This is a genomic window from Flavobacterium sp. DG2-3 (assembly GCF_030730925.1).
Taxonomy (GTDB): domain Bacteria; phylum Bacteroidota; class Bacteroidia; order Flavobacteriales; family Flavobacteriaceae; genus Flavobacterium.
In genome coordinates this window covers 199,410-219,528 of the sequence record NZ_JAVAMB010000003.1, presented here as the reverse complement: position 1 = coordinate 219,528, position 20,119 = coordinate 199,410, and the positions used below count along the sequence as shown (strand labels likewise).

Sequence of the window (20,119 nt, the reverse complement as noted above, 5' to 3'; positions counted from 1 at the left end):
GCTAAGATTTATGATTTTATTCGAAGCGAAAGTATGCCAGAAGGAGGTAGTGTGTTTATTTTTTTGAGTTTTAGCTGGATGATTTCAGTGCTATATTTTTTTAAAAAAATCAATAATATGAGAGTAAATGTCGCAGAAAACCTTAATTTAGAACAATACTTTGGAAATATTACATTCCTTGAAATTTCTACTTTTTTTGTAACTATTTTCCAACTTTACTTAATTTTTTCTCGTATAATTTACAAACTACATTAAGCTATATAAATATTATCTACATACCTCTTGCAATAACAGAAAAGGATTCAAATCGAATCCTTTTTTATTTTTATTTCCACTTCAACGTCTCCATCAACCTCTGCATATCATTTTTAACATAACTCGCGGCAGGCATAATCGAGTCAAAGTTTGGTTTTGCATAAAAATACATCGAACCTATTAAGAAATGTTTTGTACTGTCGGTAACGTAAAACTGAGAATTTGTCGCTGCGTTTCCGTCTACTTGATAAAACATTCCGTAAACCTTTTTCTGTGGATTTAAATACGGCTGTTCTAAAATATCATCGGCTTTAATAACGTGCTCGTAAGTCAGTTTTTGAGCGTCGCGTAGTAATTTATCAATATTGCCATTTACGGGCTTGTAGGTCAAATAAATGGTCGCTTTCATCTTCGGGTACGTAATTGCAAAACCGCATTCTTTCTCTCCTTTAATAATCGCATCTTCATTCATTTGAAAAGCAAACGGACAATTGTTTTCAAAGTTCACATATTTTGCTTCTGGATAATCCAATCGCAGGTAGCTCGCTGGTTTTGGCAAAACATCATTTTTACAGCTTATAACCGTTAGAGCAAGCAAAATTGCTGTTATTGAAAGTATTCTATTAAACATTTTGATTTATTGTTACTTTTATTTGTTTTACACGCTTTTTATCTACTGTTTCTACAGTGAAAATACAGTTTTCAAAAGGTACTTTTTGATCTTTTTTCGGAAAATTTCCTAAAATCTCGAGAATAAATCCCGCCAAAGTTTCTGCTTCTCCTTTGTGAGACTCAAAAACATCTTCGTCAACATCTACAATTCTGTAGAAATCTTTGAGGTTTATTTTTCCTTCAAAAAGAAAATTGTTTTCATCAATCTGTGAGAAGTTTAGATTTTCATCGTCAAACTCGTCGCTAATATCTCCCACTATTTCTTCGATAACATCTTCTAACGAAACTAATCCCGATGTTCCGCCATATTCATCGACTACAATCGCCAAATGGCTTTTCAAACTCTGAAAATCCTTTAAAAGATTATCCAATTTTTTATTCTCAGGAACAAAAAAGGCTTCTCTAATTAAAGAAGTCCAATCAAATTCCTCTTTATCAATATGCGGAAGCAAATCTTTCACGAAAAGCACGCCTTCAATTTGGTCGATATTATCACGATAAACGGGAATTCTTGAAAAACCTGTTTCTATTATTTTAGGATAAATCTCTGCAAATGTTTCGGATATTTCCAATGCAAAAATATCAATTCTCGGACTCATTACCTGCTTTGTATCCGTATTTCCAAAAGAAACAATTCCTTCCAGAATCTTTTGTTCTTCTGTTGAAGTTCCTTCAGAATCGGTTAATTCTAAAGCCTGAGAAAGCTGATTGATGGAAAAATTATTTTTTTGTTTGCCCAATTTATGCTGCAAATATAAGGTAACAGCGCGCATTGGCAAGCTTATAGGAGAAAGCACTTTATCTAGAAAAGCCAGCGGATAAGCAACTCGCTTAGCAAAACGAATACTGTTTCTGCTTGCATAAACTTTTGGAAGCACTTCGCTAAATAATAAAATTAGAAAAGTAACTACGATTACTTCTAGTGTGAATTTAAATGCAGGCGAACTTACATTGACAAAAATATTTTGTCCCATATAAGCAAATAGGATTACTACGCCAATATTAAAAAAATTGTTTGCAACCAGTAACGTTGCCAAAAGCTTTTTGGGCTTGTCCAGTAAATTTGAAATAATTTTACCTTTTGCAGGATTATCGTTTAAAGAATCATCAATATCTTGCTGTGATAAAGAAAAAAGGGCTACTTCAGCACCAGAAACAATGGCCGAAAGAAATAACAAAATAAAAATTCCGACGAAACCAATAATTAAATTAGCGTCAAAATTTGTAGAAAAAAGTAAACTGGGCTCTGGGTCCAAACTGTATAAAATTAGTTAAACGTCACTTAGAAGGGCAGATCATTTATCGGAAGTCCTTCAGGAGCATCAAAGTTAGCATTTTTTGCCGACTCTGTATCCTGGTTTTGTTTCGTATAAGCAGTTTCTTTTTTTGTTGTCAGGAAAGTAAACTCCGTAACCTGAATTTCTGTTGTATATTTTGTCGTTCCGTCTTCTGTCTGCCACTGACGAGATTTTATTCTACCTTCCACATAAATTTTATCTCCTTTAGAAAGATATTTTTCGCAAATCTCTGCCGCTTTATTACGCACAACCAAATTATGCCATTCTGTAGAAGTTATCTTTTCATTGGTCGTTTTATTGATATACACTTCATTTGTAGCCAGCTGAAAACGTCCGATGCAGTTTCCTCCATCAAAATAATGCATCTTTACATCATCGCCTAAATGGCCAATAAGCATCACTTTATTTAATGTTCCGTTCATAGTTTTGGTGGTATTTCTCCCAAAGATACATTTTTTTAGCAATTTATTTCTTGCTTTTCTATAAAATTATATATGACAATTGGAAAAGGAAAAGTTTTTAATTTTTGAGAATCCACTCCGTTTTCAATTTCTTCTTTTATCTTAATTTTCCAAAATTGTATATGCAAATGCTGATGCGAAAGTTTATGTATAAGAGTCGATTCGCTATAATCTTCTATACTTATAATAGTATACTCTGGAAAAATTTCATTCTTGATCGTTTTGGAAGCAATATCAAAATCAATTATTGACGGAGTTTCCAAAAGCGGAAACTCATATAGATTATGCCAGATTCCTTTTTGAGTTCTTTTTTGGATTAATGTGTTTCCTAAAGCATCTTCTAAAATGAGATAATTAAAGAAGCGATTGGTGACTTTTACTTTTTTCGACTTAACAGGAAGCGCATTAACTTTTCCTTTTTGCAATGCAGCACAGCTTTCGTTAAAAACACAAACCGAACAGTTTGGACTTTTAGGCACACACTGAAGCGCACCAAACTCCATTATGGCCTGATTAAAAATAGCCGGACTATCTGTAGGCATTAACTCGTTTGCCAAAGCCGCAAACTCTTTTTTGGTTGCTGGAAGTGCAATATCCGATTCAATATCAAAATAACGAGCCAGAACCCGAAACACGTTTCCGTCTACAACAGGAACCAATTCATTATAAGAAAAAGAAGCAATTGCAGCGGCTGTATATTCTCCTACTCCTTTTAGTTTTAAAAGTTCTTTATAAGAATCAGGAAAAATACCATTTAAGTCATTACTTATATATTGAGCTGTTTTATGAAGATTTCTAGCTCGAGAATAATATCCTAAACCTTGCCAAAGTTTCAAAACTTTCTCTTCTGAGGCATCTGCCAAATCTTTTACAGTAGGAAATTCCTTCGTAAATGAAAAAAAATAAGGCATTCCTTGAGCAACTCGCGTTTGCTGAAGCATAATTTCTGAGAGCCAAATTTGGTACGGATCGACCGTTTTTCGCCACGGTAAATCACGCTTGTTTTGTAAATACCATTTTATCAATATGTTAGAAAAATCCATTCGAAAATACTTAGATTGCAAAAGTAAATGTTTATGTAATTAAAATTTAACGATTTAGCTTGATTAATTATTTTTTTAATTCCTATATTTGCAAACTCAAAAAAATAGTACACCATTTATAAAATAAAATAGGAAAGAAAATGACGAAAGCAGATATCGTAGCGAAGATTTCAGAGAAGCTAGGTCTTGAAAAAGGAGACGTTCAAGCAACAGTAGAAACTTTTATGGAAGAAGTTAAAACTTCTTTAGAGACTGGAGACAATGTATACCTAAGAGGTTTCGGTAGTTTTATCGTTAAAACTAGAGCTGAAAAAACTGGAAGAAACATTTCTAAAAACACTACTATTAAAATTCCAGCACACAACATTCCTGCGTTTAAACCTGCAAAAGTTTTTGTAGAAGGAGTTAAAACTAACAACGAAGCAAAATAATATTAATTAACATAAAATCTGACACGATATGCCAAGTGGTAAAAAAAGAAAGAGACATAAGGTAGCGACTCACAAACGTAAAAAAAGAGCGAGAGCTAACCGCCACAAAAAGAAAAAGTAGTTTTAAACTACTTTTTTCTTTTTAAAAGTTCATTGAAATTGAAAATTAGTATTCAGTCATCAGTATTTAGTGTTCAGTCCACTGATTACTTACCACTGCAAACTGCCAGCTAGTTTTCGCCGGGTATAATACCTGTTTAAAATATTGTTTAATCCATCTGTAGATAAGATTTTAGATTTTAGATTTCAGATTTTAGATTTTTTCTAAGTCTATATTCTTTTCTCTTTAGTTCTATTTTCTGAAAAAACAGATAAAAATTTACAGTGTGAATAAAGAATTAATCATTAGATCTAGTTCTGAAGCCGTAGATTTTGCCTTATTAAAAGATGGAAAACTAATTGAATTACACAAAGAAGAAGAGAAAAGCAACTTTCAGGTTGGTGATATTTTTATTGCCAAAATCAGAAAACCAGTTGCCGGACTTAATGCTGCTTTTGTAAATGTGGGTTTCGAAAAAGATGCCTTTTTACATTATCACGATTTGGGTCCAAACTTAGCTTCCCAACTGAAATTCATAAAACTTGTAAGCGCAGGTAAATTAAAAGATTTCTCCCTAAAAACCTTTCAGTTTGAAAAAGAGATTGACAAAGATGGCATCATTACTGATATTTTAAGTGCCAATCAATCTGTTTTAGTTCAAGTAGTTAAAGAACCTATATCAACCAAAGGACCAAGAATAAGTGCTGAGCTTTCTCTTGCCGGAAGATTTATTGTTCTAGTTCCTTTTTCTGATCGCGTTTCTATTTCTCAAAAAATAGAAGACAAAAAAGAAAAGGATCGTCTAAAAAAACTTGTTCTATCGATCAAACCTAAAGGATTTGGTGTTATTGTTCGTACAGTAGCAGAAGGCAAAAACGTAGCCGAATTAGAAAAAGATTTGCAGAACCTGCTTAGCAGATGGTCTGCAATGTGTAAAAAATTACCAACTGCTCATCATCCGTCAAAAGTATTAGGAGAGCTTAACAGAGCTTCTTCAATATTAAGAGATGTATTCAATGATACCTTTAGCGGTATCCAAATAGATGATGAAGAGTTGTACCATCAAACGAAGGAATATCTGCAAGAAATTGCCCCTTCAAAACAATCGATTGTTAAGTTTTATCAATCAAATGACACTCCGATTTTTGAGAAATACAATATAGAGAGACAAATCAAAACTTCATTTGGCCGAACTGTTTCCATGAGTAAAGGTGCTTATCTTATTATAGAACACACCGAAGCTCTTCACGTTATAGACGTAAACAGCGGAAACCGTTCTAACAAAGCGACCAACCAAGAAGATACTGCCATGGAAGTAAATATGATTGCCGCTGCTGAAATCGCAAGACAACTACGTCTGCGTGATATGGGCGGAATAATCGTAGTTGATTTTATCGATATGTCTAATCCTGAAAATAGGAAAGTTTTGTTCGACTTCTTGCGAGAAGAAATGAGCGACGATAAAGCAAAACATAAAATATTACCGCCGAGTAAATTTGGACTTGTCCAGATTACCAGACAGCGAGTAAGACCAGAAGTTAACATTAAAACTAGAGAAGAAGATCCAAATAAAGTAAATGGTGAAATTGAAGCACCAATACTAATAATTGACAAGATCACCTCTGATTTAGAAAGACTTTTAAAAACCCACAATAAAGTTGTGCTTAACACACATCCGTTTGTGGCTGCATACCTCAGCAAAGGTTTTCCATCATTACGTTCAAAATGGTTTTTTGAACATAAGAAATGGGTGAAAATCATACCTCGTGACGCTTACACGTACTTAGAATATCATTTCTACGATAATAAAGGAAATGTTATTTCAGAATAAAATCAAAACCGCTTTTCGAAAGATTAGCGGTTTTTTTATGTGTCATTGCGAAGAATGAAGCTATCTCATTTGGATTTTCAATTTGATTTTAGAAATTTTTAGGAGCAATTTCCAGCTATCCGTTCCAATCTTTTGCTTTTTAAAGAAAAAAGCAAAAGGATTTCCACTTCTATCTGGGCTAGGGTTCCGTTTTCCCAGAAGAAATTTATCGATAAAAAGGATGCATTTGTCACCCTGAGCGAAGTCGAAGGGCGCTCCAATTGGCACGTGAGCTTCGACTCCGCTCAGCCAGACGAAGTCAACTACAAAAAAGTTTTTTTTTAAAATTTGGAATTTTAAAGCATTGGAATTTCTTTCAATTTTATTCTCTCACAATCTCAATTCTTCTTCTAATTTCATTTCCAGAAGCATCTACAACCGTAATATAATGCGTCCCCGTTGTTGGTGTAATTGGCAATTCATGAAACGTTTTAGTTGTTGCTTTATACACATTATCAACATACCAGAATAGTTCTTTATCTCTTTCAGAATAAGCGACTTTCAAAATTACAGGCTGCACGTTACTGCTGAAGTCTTTCGTTAAATAGATTTTGCTATTTGCTTTAGGATAAATAAAATCCATTGTTGTGGTTTGCGTTCCTTCACAGCCTTCTTTAAATGGCGGCAACGGCAAATATTCTATATGCTGGCTTTTGTAATACCAAGCCATAACTGGCGGTAGTACAAACCAGTTTTTAGTCACTATATTATCAATGTTTTCGCAGCTGCTATTGACCTGAAATTGTTCTGTTTTATCTAAATGAATCGTTTTATGATACGGACAAACCTTGGTAGATTTTCCTTTTTTAGTAACCCATTGTTTGATTTTCGGACAATTATCTTTCGCTAGATAACCGCTTAATCGGCAAACCTCAACTTCTGCCAAATCTTTGTACGGAGTATCAAACCATCTTTGTCTTGGCAATAAATTAAAAACATCAAACAAAATAGGCGCTGCGCTCGTAACTCCTGTTAATGTTGGACGACCTTCTCCGGTTGCATTTCCAACCCAAATTCCGACTACATATCTTGAATTTGTTCCAATTGCCCACGCATCTCTATTCCCGAAACTGGTTCCTGTTTTCCAGGCAATTTTAAGCGAACTGTCATAAAACTTCCAAGCTTCGTCTCCTTCTGGCCTGTTGACTTCTTCCATTGCGTTGTAAGTCAGCCAAATTGAACCTGCTCCCAAAATATTCTTCTGATTCGTTTGTGAACCAAAATCGGGTTTAAAATCATTTTTATAATTGAGTTCGGTAAATTCGTTAGTTCGGTATTGTCCTTTATTTTTATTGAAATAATTGACTGTAGAAGAAAGATTCGCATACGTACGGCATAAATCCCATAAATTACTTTCAGCACCTCCTAAAATGAGCGATAAACCATAATGATCTGGTGTTTTATTAATGTTCTTTAAGTTGAATTTCTGCAATTCTTCATAAAATTTATTCACGCCAAAATCCTGTAACATCAAAACTGCCGGAATGTTCAAGGAACGTGACAATGCACGATGCGCTGGAACGGCTCCGTCAAAAGTCAGATTGAAATTCTGAGGCGTATAACCCGAAATTTGTGTTGGAATATCGGCAATTAAAGTATTCGGCAATAACTCTCCATCATCAAGCATAGCACCGTACAGAAGTGGTTTTAAGATACTTCCCGTACTTCTTGGCGCATCAATAATATCCACGTCTTTTTGATGATCGGCGTCTGCTGGAGCATTTCCAACATAACTCATTACATTTCGGCTTTGAACATCGATAACTAAAATCGCCAGATTATGAACTTCATTCTGTTTGTATTGATTGTAATAATATCTCGCAATTTGATTGACTCTATTCTGTAAAGCATAATCAATTGTGGTTTTTACTCTTGTTCCTTCTTCGCTTTTTGCTACTCTTTGAAGCAAATGCGGTGCGATTTGAGGCAAATCATACGGTTTTTGAGGTAATGGCTCTTCTATCGAAAGTTCGTACGTCTGTTTATCGATAATTCCTTCCTGATGCAGTTTTAACAGAAGTCGGTTTCGTTTGTTTAATAGCTTTATTTGATTTTTTCCCGGATAAATCAAACTTGGAGCATTAGGTAAAACCGCTAAAACTGCATTTTCTGCCCAAGACAATTGATTCGATTGAACACCAAAATAACGCCAAGAAGCCATTTCGAGTCCGACAACGTTTCCTCCAAACGGAGCGTGTGCGGCGTACATTTCGAGGATTTCATTTTTAGAATAACCTAATTCTAATCTTGTCGCTAAAATAATTTCGATGAATTTTTCAAAATAGGTTCTGTTTTTTCCTTTTCGCGAAAGCCTAATAACCTGCTGCGTAAGTGTACTTCCTCCCCTAACGACCTTTCCTGCTTTTCTATTTTGTTTGAAAGCATTTATCATCGCTCCTGGATTAAAGCCGGGATGTTTATAGAAATATTCATCTTCGAAATAAACAATGCATTTTTTAAATTTATCGGGAACACTGTCCTGTGCAGGAAAACGCCATTGACCGTCACGGGCAATTTTAGCGCCTAACAATTCTCCTTCTTTGCTTTCTATAACGGTCGAATAAGGTTCTTTGAATAATGTTCGAGGTATCGAAAAATAGTAAATCAGCAAGAGCAGAAATGCAATTGCTGATTTTATTTTATTCTTTTTTATCCAATTGATAATGCGCTGAAAGAACGCTTTTATTTTATTTTTCAACACTTACTTTTTTTAACCGCAATCCCGATAGCTATCGGGACGCAAAGTTTTTTCTCTCGCAGATTTCACAGATTTTACAGATTTATTCTATCTGCTTAATCTGCAAAATCTGCGGGAGACTTTTTTCACATTTTTTTTGCCACGAATTCACGAATTTAAATTATAATAATTCGTGAATTCGTGGCGAAAAAAAAATTTTACTTCACAACCTCGACCCAGAATCCTTTTGTTCTGGCCAAGAATGTATTATCATACATCGCTTCGCATTGCAATCCTGGCAGATAATAATTTCCTAAATACGATGCGTTTAACAGGATTCTGAAAACTTTGGTTTCTCTGGCTTTCATTCCGAAATAGAAATTTGTTCTATCATCTCGAATATCAATATAATCAGCAATGTTATTTACAGCGTCTCCATAATCTGTGAAACGGGTATTTACAATTTCGAATCCTGAAGGAAGAATTTGCGATAATGCTACATTTTGAACACTTTCTCCCCTTTGGTTTTTAATAGTTACCTCAGCAATAAATTCAGTTCCCTGACTGATTTTCGAAACATTGATTACACTTCCTTTTCTGTTTTTGAAAACAATAGAAGCTGTAACATCACTTTGAACTGCATTTTCTTGTCCGATTGGTAAAATTCCGGTATTTAATACGCGAACATAAACCGTATTCGCTTTATTGTTTTTCAGCGTAATACTGTTTGTTCCAGAAGCAACAGATAGACTGCGATCTGCAACCGATTTTCCTGTGTTTATCGTTTCTCCTTTTCCGTTTTTACTAAACTGAATATTGATTCCTTTTGGACCGTTACTCACCGCAAATTTCGACATCGCATACAAACAGTAAGCCGTTGTCTGTGTACTCATCCATTGATTAGCCGACATTTCTTTGGCTAATTTTGTTGCTGTAACAAACGCTTTTTGTTTTTGATCTAAAAGTAGCATGGTTTCTAGAGCCATTGCTCTGTTTCTTTCGCTAGAACCATAATAGTAATAGCTGTAGCCGTCTGAACTTCCGTCGATACTCGTTTTCAAGAACAGACTTTGTCCAGCCGATTTTTGACCTGCTAAAACATAAGCCGCCGCCAAACGAAGCATACTTTCGTTCGAAATGCCTTTTGTTTCTCTCAATCTGTTCATTGCTGATAAATCGGCATTTCCGGCTAAAGCTAAAGTGTACAAACGATATGCTTGCGCTAAATCATTTCCATATTTCGGTTCAAAACGCCATTGTTTCGCTTCTTTCTGCTGATACGATAGCCATTTTGATTTGAAATTAATTGGCAATACATATCCTTTTTTCTCTGCTTCAATTAAGAAATGTCCAGCATAAGAAGTACCCCAATCGTCTGCAATTGCATTACCTTGCCAGTAAGGCATTCCGCCATTTGATAACTGGAAATTACCTAATCTTGCAATTCCTGCTGCGATATTTTTCTGAATCAAATCTTTGCGTTTTGCATCAATATCAGCTACATCGGCTAAATATAATTGCGGAAAAACAGATGAAGTCGTTTGTTCTACACAGCCGTGCGGATACTGAATCAAGAATTGTAATCTTCCATTCAAATTCATAGAAGGCATTGACGAAACTTCCAATCTAGCTTTGTTGCTTCCTGCGATTCCAAATGTTTTCCATGAAATGGTTTTGGTGCTATTTGGCGTTAATACAACATCGGTAAAAGTACTCGTAACCGGATTTGGATTTGTCATATCGATCTCCACATCGTAAACTGATTTCTCGCTTCCTGACGTTGCGATTACCTGAACTTTTGCAATTCCTGTAGCCGAACCGACAACTAAATTAAAATACGCCATTTTTTCGTCTGGCTGAGCAAAATTCAGTCTCTGAACTGCGCTTCCCATAACTTTCAATCCGTTGCTGGTTTTTACCTGAATCGAAACATTTTTGATTTTATTTTCTGTAGCAAAAACAGTTACTGGAAGTGTCACTTTTTCTGATGGTGAAATTTTTCTTGGCAACGAAGCCAAAACCATCAATGGACTCTTCACTTGTGTTGCTTTTTCAACACTTCCGTACGCGCTTGTATTTGCGTCTCCCGCCACAACCATTGTTCGAACAGAACCAATGTATTTTGGCAATTTTAACTGATGTGATTTTGTTTCTCCTTTTCCTAATTTGAATGGACCGTAATACAGTACCACAGGCTTAAAACGGTTTGCTTTTTTGGCTTTTCCTCCACCCAAATCCTGATCTCCACCAATACTGAAAATCTGATTTATTTTTCCGCCGTAAGCTCCTATTACATCATCGTAAACGTCCCAGGTTTTTACTCCTAAAGCTTCACGAACATAGAAACTGTCCCAAGCATTTGGCGTTTTAAAACGAGTTAAATCCAAAAGTCCTTCGTCTACAACTGCAATAGTATAAGTCATTTCTTTACCTGATTTCTCACCCACTTTTACGGTAAAGTTTTGTTCTGGTCGTAAAACATCAGGCATCGAAATTGTCGGTGCCAAAATCGTATTTTTATCTACCACTTCAATCGGCACAATTCCGTACATACGAATCGGAGAATCATTTTTGGTTGAGGCGTGAGGCTGTAATAATGTGATATTGAAATACACATTTGGCGCCATCGCTCCCGTGATCGGAACTTCTACTTTTGTTTCTCCTTTTTTGGTTTCTGCCCAAATAGTTTGCACTACTTTCGATCCGTTTTCTACTGAAATCAACGCACGTCCGCCTTCACTTGAAGGGAAAGAAATTTGTGCTTTTTCTCCAACAGCATAATTTTTCTTATCGGTAGAAAACACTAACATATTTGCTGTAGAAGCATCTCTATTACGTGTTTTTCCAGACCAGATTGGCCAGTCGATATTTACTGTTAAAGAGGTTGCGTGACCATCCTGCTGATCTTCAACACGAATTAAATAACGTCCCCATTCTTCATCTGTTAAGGCAAATTGGAAACTTCCTTTTCCGCTAGAATCTGTATTGATCACAAAGGTTTTATAAGAAGTCGTTGAGTTTGACGAGTTATAATTTGACAAATTATCGCTCGAAGAATCCCACCACCATCTCCAGTCTACTTTGTAAACTCGTACTTCAAGATTGCGGACTGATTTTGGCCTGCCGTTTTCATCAACTGTTACCACCTCAAAACGATTGTTTGTTCTCGTTTCAAGCATGCTGTACTTGTTGAGTTCTGGCGTTTTAAGTCCGACGTAGGTTTTGTATGGCGAATAAGTCGTCGACATTACATCTGTACTAAAATCACCGCCTTCTTCATAAACTTTTGTAATGAATGAAGCACGTAACATTCCTGGCGCCTGACCTTGCAATCTTGGCTGAATATTTACAGAAGCTTTTCCGCTTTCGTTTAATTTTCCTGAGAAAACATTGATTTCTTCTGTACTAAACTGTCGTACAATATCATCAAAAGTATATTTTTCAAAACCTTTAAAAGTCGTGGTTTGCTGAGAGAATTTAGCCTGCATTTCTACATTCAAATTCTTTGCAATTGCTCCATGAAGCCAAGTTACTTCCAGATTATCTGTGTTAGGATACGATGCTGAAAGTGTTTTTCTGCTAAAGGTATTTTTGATTTTTAAACGATTTGGTTTAATTGTTTCAATCTTGATGCTCTTATAGAATTTCGCACCTCCAACGCTTACCATTGCTTCCCAATTTCCTGTTGGCGCATCTTGATTTGTTGGAACTGTAAAAGCATAATGATTTAGCTCATTTGTTTTTTGAATGGTCTGATAAACCGTTTTTCCGTTCGGATCATTTAATCTGAACTTAATTGGATGTGATTTCGGAAGTTTATTCGCAGCGTCATTCAAAATAAAAGACAAATACAAATTATCTCCAGGACGCCAAACGCCTCTTTCTCCGTAAATAAATCCTTTTAAGCCTTTCTGTAAAGTCTCTCCCGCAACATCAAAATTACTTACCGATAAAGAAAGTCCGTCATCCAACTTCACATAAGTCGACTGATCGCCTAAAGTTACGATCGCGAAATAAGCGAATTTGTCTAATTGGAAAGATGCAATACCTTCGCTGCTTGTGGCTTCTGTCGCTATTTTCTGCTGTTGGAAATTATATAAATCTACTCTCGCATTTGAAACTGGCTCCGTTGTAACAATATTGTTTACAGCAAACAAATACGATTTATTTTCTCCTCTTTTGGCAATAACTCCCAAATCTGAAGCTAAAATATTGGTTGCGATTCGAGCATTGTAAAAATAAGAACCCGTACAAGGATCTTGACTTTCCCTCCAATCGTAATCGTCATAATAATAGTAATCATCGTAAGAGTTACCGCTGTAGTTTACGTCGTTTTCATCAACTTCTTCTTCCTCGGTTTCGTCATCATTTCCTTCAGAAGTTTCACATTTATACAGCGAATATTTCTTTTTATAAACAAATTCAACTCTGTAAATTGCTCCTGGTTCTGGTTTAATAATTTTAGATAAATCTAAAGCATAGGTATTCCATTTTGTGAGATTTACGAGCGTGCTTTCTCTTAAATTTAAAGTGGTTTTGGCAATTGGCTGCGCGACTTTTTTGAGATTTTGCCCGCCATTTAATTCATTATACTGAAGAAATTGCAAAATATTATTTTTATAAATCTTATACACTTTTACATCAACAGCGCTCAGATTTACAGCTTCAAAATTCAATTTTAAATTATTCGAACTTGGCAGAATCGTTCCGTTTTTAACAAAGCGAATGTTTGGTTTAATCTGATCAAAAGAGATTTTTTCGCTGTAATTATTTTCCAGTTTTTTACCGTATTGGCTTTCAATTCCCTGAAAAACTTCTAATAATAATTCGCCTGTCACCACTTGCTCTGGCTCTTCATCTGGCACATATTCAACCGCTTCTTCTACAACTGCAGCAGCCGAATCTTCTGCAACCGCGGCTGAGTCAACTACTACTGCAGCTGAATCTACTGCGACTGCAGCTGGTTCTTCTACAGCAACAGCTACCGGCTCTTCTTTTTTAGGCGCATTTTGGTTTGTAAAATATACTTTCAGTAAATTTCCTTGTGTTGAAAATTTCAGATTATTAGTATTTTGAATCGAAACCAATCCAGCAAAATCCTGTCCTTTTTCTAGAGGTTCAGAAAAATTAATTAAAACCTGCTGATTGTTTCCGTCTGGAACTTCAACTTTTATGACTTTAAATTCGTTGATGCTTGTAATTGGAAAATCAATTTGTCCTTTCTGATCGATATCAAAATCATTTCCGTCATAGATAATTTCTAAATTTGAAGCTTCTGACTGACGTTGAATACTGTCAATTATAAAATGAAATTCTTTTCCAGAAGACACATTTTTATCAAACTTAATATTAAGATCATTCCCATTATGTTTGGCCTTAACCAGCTTAATTGCCGTTTCCAAATCAATATTATCTGCTACTTTTAAGGTACAGTTTAAATACTGATATTCTTTAGTATACGATTGAATATCACCCGTATTTATGGTGAAATCTTGTTTAACCGTTTTTACTGTAAAATTGAATTTAGACAATTCTTTTTCCTTCTCTTTCGGAATCGCAGTCAGCTTATCTAAGTTTAAAGTAACTTGATATTCTGTACCCATTTTGAGTTTTTTCTCTGGAATAAAAGCTATAGTATTGGTAGAAAGCGCTACAACTTTCCCGCTTACACTTGGCGAAATATCAAACAAATCGTCATCTAATTCCTGATTCGGTTTCCAATCATTTTTATCGAATGCCAAAACCACACGGATATCAGAATCTGCCGAAACGATACCACCCGTAAAACTGGTAATGTAATCTTTAAATAACGAAAAATCGGAATTGAAATCTGCAGCTGATTTACGCCCGCAGGATTGAAAAATAAAAAACACAAAAAATGCGAGAAATAGTCCTTTTGCTTTCACTTCTATCTACAGTTAATCGGTTAATAAACTAGTAATTTAATGTGGCATGCTGTCAAAGATTAACAGCAGAACCCAAAATTAAATTATGATAAAAGTAAATTATTTTCTGAATTTCTTAAGAAGAAAATTCTCTAATAATGATTATTTAACTTTTGTTGAAGTTTCTCAAATACCTAAAACTCATTACAGTGTACCAGAAAGGTATTTATTGGAATTTATTTACGTCTTTCCAGAAAAAAACGTTTCATTAAATCGGCTGCTTCATTTGCCATTACACCTGAAACCACTGTGGTTTTAGGATGCAGTTTTGTTCCCATATTCAAGAATCCGCGCTGTTCGTCGCGAGCACCGAAAACAATTTTAGAAATCTGGCTCCAATACAAAGCTCCTGCGCACATTTGGCATGGTTCTAAAGTAACATAAAGCGTACAGTCTTTTAAATATTTTCCGCCAAGAAAATTAGCAGCAGCAGTAATAGACTGCATTTCAGCGTGAGCCGTAACATCATTTAGCAATTCGGTCAGATTATGGCTTCTTGCGATAACTTTATCGGCTACAACAATAACAGCTCCTACAGGAATTTCGCCTTTTAAGTAGGCTTCTTCAGCTTCCTGCAAAGCTTTCTTCATAAAATATTCGTCTGTAAAAGGATTTTCCATAATTGCAAAAATAGAATTTTGAAATAGTATTCTCTGATTTCAAAAGAGAAACTTAAAAACTTTTAAATTACTTCTCCATCTTGCAAATTCAAATCATAAGACCGGTTTCGACCTTCTCCTTTTGGTTTTAAAATCTTCTTTTCTGTTAAATCTTGTAAGTCCCTAGTTGCTGTTGCCCTTGAAGTTCTGGTTATTGAAACGTATTTTATTGCCGTCATACCCCCTTGAAAACTAGAACCATTGCTGCCAAACATTTTCAAAACCGCTTTTGTCTGCCTATCATTCATTTCATTTTTAAAACGATCCATAAATTTGCTTTTATGAAGTGTGAGTAGAACAATTTGTTTTGCATTTATTTGAGATTCGAGAATTACAGACGAAAAATAAAAGATCCAGTCTGTAATTTCATTTGTGCGCTGTGCTAATTTTAAGCTCTGATAATATTGTTTTTTATTTTCTTCAATAGTACTCGAAATACTCATTAGAATAGGACGATTCAAAGACTCAGAAAGACATTTTTCTGCAAGGGTTCTACCAATTCTGCCATTTCCATCTTCAAAAGGATGAATACTTTCAAAATACAAATGCGAAATCGAAGTTTTGATTAATGCTTTTTTAACATCATTTGCCTTTACTTCAAAATTATAATACCACTTAATAAATTTTTCCATTTCTATCGGAACGAAATTTGAAGGTGGCGCTTCAAAATGAATTACTTCTCTGCCATACGCCCCCGAAACAATCTGCATTGGCTCTTCACCTATTCGGTATTTGCCAGGATTAACACCTTTTGAATGCTCCATTAAAATATTATGCCATTCTTTTATTAGCGGTTCATCGAGTTTTTTAGAATAAGAATTACGAACTGTCACCATTAATTTTCCTATTCCTTGAGCATTTTTGTCTTTTACCTGATCAAAAGCATCTGCAATTCCTAAGTTCTTCTTAATAGAAGACATAATATCCTGTCTGCTAAAAAATTCCCCTTCAATTTCAGAAGTCTTAACTGCTTCCGAAATCATAAATTGCAGAATAGTTTCTTGTTGAATTTGGGTTGGAAGCGATTCTATAAGACCTTTTATCTCTCCCGCTTCAAACGCAAAATCAACACATAATGAGTCTATGACCGAGTCATCATATTTAAAATTTCCCCAGTCTGGTAACTGCCAATTGTATTTCATGAGGCAATAAATAAAATTAATCAACTCAAATATAATGATTTTTTGAGGCAATTAATTTTATTTATTGCCTCAAATAAAATTTCGCAAACCGCTACTTGCTTTTTTGCAACATATTTTTTTCTACATTTATTCTCTGAAATTCATTTATGGAAACAAATTATAAAATCACAATTCCGGAACCGTGCCAAGAAAACTGGGACAAAATGACGCCAAAAGATAATGGCCGCTTCTGCATGAGCTGTTCTAAAACGGTCATTGATTTTACATCTATGTTTCCTGAAGAAATTCAACATTATTTTATTCAAAATCAAAACGAAAAAATTTGTGGCAGATTTAAACAATCGCAGTTAGATAGCATTACTATTCAAATTCCTAATCGCGTTTTATATTCTCAAACTAATTATTCTAAAATGTTTCTATTGGCTTTATTTGTAGCAATGGGAACTACTTTGTTTAGTTGTGCAGATAAAAATGGAAATAAAAATAAAATTGATAAAATCGAAATTGTAGAGGATGAAAAACAGGATGGAAATAGTAAACAAATTCCGCCGCCGCCAGCTCCACCATTGAAACAAAATAGTGATCACAATAAAAAAACCATTAAGAGAACAACTGGAGAAATAGTTTTGGAGAATCAGACAAAATCTAATCATACTACTCAAAAAGATTGCACAGAAATCACTTATGAGGAAAATCAGTCTTTAGCTGAAAAAAAAATTGCAAACGACTCTATTCTAAAAAATAATGAAATCGTCTACATGGGAGCTGCAATTGTAAAAAATGCAGACTACCCAAATGGAATTAACGCTTTCTATGAGTTTTTTGCCGAAGAATTTAAAATACCCGAAGAAGTTGAAAACACAACAGATCGCATTATTGTTTCATTCGTGATAGGAAAAGACGGTTCATTAACAGCGTTTCAATTTCCAAAAGATATTGATCCTCAATTAGAGTCAGAAATAACACGCGTTTTAAATCTATGCCCTAAATGGATTCCTGGTGAACAAAATGGAAAAAGAACAAGAGAAAAATTTAGTTTCCCAATAGTCCTTGAAAAATGAAAATAAAACATAAAATAACTGCTAAAATTAATTGCAAATTGTTTTTGCCATCACTGTATGCAGTTATAAGTGTGGCTTTTTTCAGTTGTCAAAACAAAGAAGACAAGCAACAAGAAGTTAAAAATATTAAAGTTGTTAAAGATACTTCAACAACAAAATCAGTAGCTATTGATACAACTACAATAAGCAAGAAAAAGACAGAGCAAACTCCACGAGATTTAACGAAAGCAGAGCAAACTGAATTAAAACAAACAACATCAATCGCATCTAAAGAAATTGAGGCAAACAAAACTTCAAAAACTGATAAAGCAAAAAAAGAAGATTCTTCACCAACTATAAAACCTCTTTCGAATACCAATGCAGAATTCCCTGGCGGCATTGAACAGTTTCATACTTTTTTTATGAAAGAATATAAAAAGCCACAAGATGTTAATTACTGGAAACTCAATTTCACTCTAGCCTTTGCGGTAGAAAAAAATGGTTCTGTATCTTTTCTTGAATGTTCTCCAGCGGTTGAAGAACCCTTGCAAAAAGAAATTATCAGGGTTTTAAGTTTATGCCCGAAATGGCAGCCTGGCGAATCGAACGGAAAAAAAACCAGAATGCAATATTCTGTGCCTATTTTATTGAAATAAGACGCTGTAAAAGAAATTAAATTTAAAACCGTAAATTTGCTTTTTACCTTTACAATGAAAAGCGATTTACTTTCCAACATATATAATCCTGCTGATTTACGTCTTTTAAAAGAAGAACAGCTTACGCAAGTTGCTCAGGAACTTCGTCAGTTTATTATTGACATCGTTTCTGTAAAAGAAGGCCATTTAGGAGCGAGTCTCGGCGTTGTAGAACTTACAATTGCACTGCATTATGTTTTTAATACTCCAGATGATTTATTGGTTTGGGATGTGGGACATCAGGCTTACGGACACAAAATCCTGACAGAAAGAAAAGAAATTTTCCACACCAACAGGCAAATTGATGGAGTTTCTGGTTTCCCGAAAAGAAGTGAAAGCGTTTATGACACTTTTGGCGTTGGCCACTCTTCTACTTCAATTTCTGCAGCGCTCGGAATGGCGATTGCTTCTAAACTAAAAGGCGATTTTGAAAAAGAGCATATTGCGATTATTGGCGATGCGTCTATCGCAAGCGGAATGGCGTTTGAAGGCTTGAACCACGCAGGTGTTACCGATGCCAATATCCTGGTAATTTTAAACGATAATGCCATCGGAATTGACCCAAGTGTGGGTGCTTTAAAAAAATACCTTACTTCGGTTAAAAACGGAAAAAACCCGAGGCAGAATAACATTATAAAATCGCTGAATTTTGATTATTCTGGCCCTATTGACGGTCATGATCTTCCGAAATTGATTAAAGAATTAAATCGTTTAAAAAAGATAAAAGGTCCAAAATTCCTTCATATAGTAACAACAAAAGGAAAAGGATTGCAGCAGGCAGAAGAAAATCAGGTCAAATATCACGCGCCTGGAAAATTTGACGCTTCAACGGGAGAAATTCATTTAAAATCGGAAGAAAATCTTCCTCCAAAATATCAGGACGTCTTTGGCTTGACCATTTTAGATTTAGCCAAAAAGAATGAAAAAATAATCGGAATCACTCCGGCAATGCCATCAGGAAGTTCTTTAAAATTTATGATGGACGAATTGCCAGATCGCGCTTTTGATGTGGGAATTGCCGAACAGCATGCCGTTACTTTGGCAGCAGGAATGGCTACTCAGGGAATGGTTGTGTATTGCAATATTTATTCGACTTTTTTACAGCGTGCCTACGATCAGGTCATTCATGATGTGGCACTGCAAAATCTTCCTGTCATTTTTTGCCTCGACCGTGCAGGTTTGGTAGGCGAAGACGGCGCAACGCATCATGGTGTTTTTGACATTGCGTATCTGCGTTCGATTCCGAATATGGTTATCTATGCTCCGTTAAACGAAATTGAATTGCAAAACATTTTGTATACAGTTCAGTTGGGAATAGATCATCCTATTGCCATTCGATATCCAAGAGGCCGCGGAGTCATCCCAAATTGGGAAGTAGAAAATTTCGGACATTACGAAAAAATAAATTGGAACCAAGCAAAATGCCTTAAAGATGGTACGAAAGTTGCTGTGCTATCGACCGGAACAATTGGAAATAATGTTATAGAGGCTCTAAAAGAATCAACCAATTCGGAGGAGATTGCACACTATAACTTTAGCTTCATTAAACCACTAGACATCAATACATTAAACACCATTTTTAAAACTTTCCAAAGCATAATTACAATCGAAGATGGAGTTAAAAATGGTGGTTTTGGAAGTGCTATTTTAGAGTTTGCAGCATCAAATAATTTTAAAAATTCTATTGAAATTTTGGGTGTTCCAGACGAGTTTATAGAGCACGGAACAGTAAATCAACTGCAACAATTGTGTAAAATTGACGTTAAAAGTTTAATAAATCTTTTTTCTAACGGTTCAAAATAATTATTTTGCGACACCAAAAAAAAATTAC

At 35.0% G+C, this 20,119-nt stretch carries 13 protein-coding genes; 5 read left to right on the top strand and 8 right to left on the bottom strand.

The window, feature by feature from the left end:
* Nucleotides 1–325 precede the first annotated feature (325 nt).
* The 4 genes from gldD to mutY are packed head-to-tail and all read right to left on the bottom strand — an operon-like array spanning nt 326 to nt 3,729.
* Nucleotides 326–886 carry a gliding motility lipoprotein GldD gene (gldD, locus tag Q9Q97_RS06975; protein ID WP_306155844.1) on the bottom strand — a complete coding sequence of 187 codons (561 nt, stop codon included), beginning with the start codon at nt 884–886 and terminating at the stop codon, nt 326–328.
* Nucleotides 879–2,183 carry a gliding motility-associated protein GldE gene (locus Q9Q97_RS06970; RefSeq protein ID WP_306155843.1) on the bottom strand — a complete coding sequence of 435 codons (1,305 nt, stop codon included), beginning with the start codon at nt 2,181–2,183 and terminating at the stop codon, nt 879–881. The genes gldD and Q9Q97_RS06970 overlap by 8 nt, the downstream gene beginning before the upstream one ends.
* 26 nt (nt 2,184–2,209) lie before the next feature.
* Nucleotides 2,210–2,647 (bottom strand): single-stranded DNA-binding protein, encoded by a 438-nt coding sequence (locus Q9Q97_RS06965; protein WP_306155842.1) that lies wholly within the window; start codon nt 2,645–2,647, stop codon nt 2,210–2,212.
* Nucleotides 2,648–2,682: 35 nt separating this feature from the next.
* Nucleotides 2,683–3,729 carry an A/G-specific adenine glycosylase gene (gene mutY, locus Q9Q97_RS06960; RefSeq protein ID WP_306155841.1) on the bottom strand — a complete coding sequence of 349 codons (1,047 nt, stop codon included), beginning with the start codon at nt 3,727–3,729 and terminating at the stop codon, nt 2,683–2,685.
* A 140-nt stretch (nt 3,730–3,869) separates the two neighbouring features.
* On the opposite strand from mutY, the gene Q9Q97_RS06955 reads away from it, so the two are divergent.
* Together Q9Q97_RS06955 and Q9Q97_RS06950 are read left to right on the top strand one after the other, a co-directional pair.
* Nucleotides 3,870–4,160: an HU family DNA-binding protein gene (locus tag Q9Q97_RS06955; protein WP_007805026.1), complete on the top strand. Its 291-nt coding sequence runs from the start codon at nt 3,870–3,872 to the stop codon at nt 4,158–4,160.
* A 386-nt stretch (nt 4,161–4,546) separates the two neighbouring features.
* A complete protein-coding gene (locus Q9Q97_RS06950; RefSeq protein WP_306155840.1) occupies nt 4,547–6,091 on the top strand; it encodes a ribonuclease E/G in 1,545 nt (514 codons plus the stop codon).
* 361 nt (nt 6,092–6,452) lie between these two features.
* Here the strand turns inward: Q9Q97_RS06950 and pbpC are convergent, their stop codons facing one another.
* The 4 genes from pbpC to Q9Q97_RS06930 form a co-directional block, all read right to left on the bottom strand.
* Complete coding sequence (gene pbpC / locus Q9Q97_RS06945; protein WP_306155839.1) at nt 6,453–8,828, bottom strand: penicillin-binding protein 1C; 2,376 nt, start codon at nt 8,826–8,828, stop codon at nt 6,453–6,455.
* Nucleotides 8,829–9,025: 197 nt separating this feature from the next.
* On the bottom strand, nt 9,026–14,713 hold the full coding sequence (locus Q9Q97_RS06940) for an alpha-2-macroglobulin (protein ID WP_306155838.1): 5,688 nt from the start codon (nt 14,711–14,713) through the stop codon (nt 9,026–9,028).
* A gap of 215 nt (nt 14,714–14,928) precedes the next feature.
* Nucleotides 14,929–15,372 (bottom strand): nucleoside deaminase, encoded by a 444-nt coding sequence (locus Q9Q97_RS06935; protein ID WP_125722166.1) that lies wholly within the window; start codon nt 15,370–15,372, stop codon nt 14,929–14,931.
* Nucleotides 15,373–15,434: 62 nt separating this feature from the next.
* Complete coding sequence (locus Q9Q97_RS06930; RefSeq protein ID WP_306155837.1) at nt 15,435–16,553, bottom strand: Fic family protein; 1,119 nt, start codon at nt 16,551–16,553, stop codon at nt 15,435–15,437.
* A 146-nt stretch (nt 16,554–16,699) separates the two neighbouring features.
* On the opposite strand from Q9Q97_RS06930, the gene Q9Q97_RS06925 reads away from it, so the two are divergent.
* Genes Q9Q97_RS06925 through Q9Q97_RS06915 form a run of 3 tightly spaced genes read left to right on the top strand, consistent with a single transcriptional unit; the run spans nt 16,700 to nt 20,091 of the window.
* Nucleotides 16,700–17,614, top strand: coding sequence for a hypothetical protein (locus Q9Q97_RS06925; protein WP_306155836.1), 915 nt, complete (start codon nt 16,700–16,702; stop codon nt 17,612–17,614).
* Nucleotides 17,611–18,249: a hypothetical protein gene (locus Q9Q97_RS06920; protein ID WP_306155835.1), complete on the top strand. Its 639-nt coding sequence runs from the start codon at nt 17,611–17,613 to the stop codon at nt 18,247–18,249. Before Q9Q97_RS06925 ends, Q9Q97_RS06920 begins: the two co-directional genes overlap by 4 nt.
* A gap of 54 nt (nt 18,250–18,303) precedes the next feature.
* Nucleotides 18,304–20,091, top strand: a complete 1,788-nt coding sequence (locus Q9Q97_RS06915; RefSeq protein WP_306155834.1) for a 1-deoxy-D-xylulose-5-phosphate synthase — start codon at nt 18,304–18,306, stop codon at nt 20,089–20,091.
* Nucleotides 20,092–20,119: the final 28 nt, after the last annotated feature.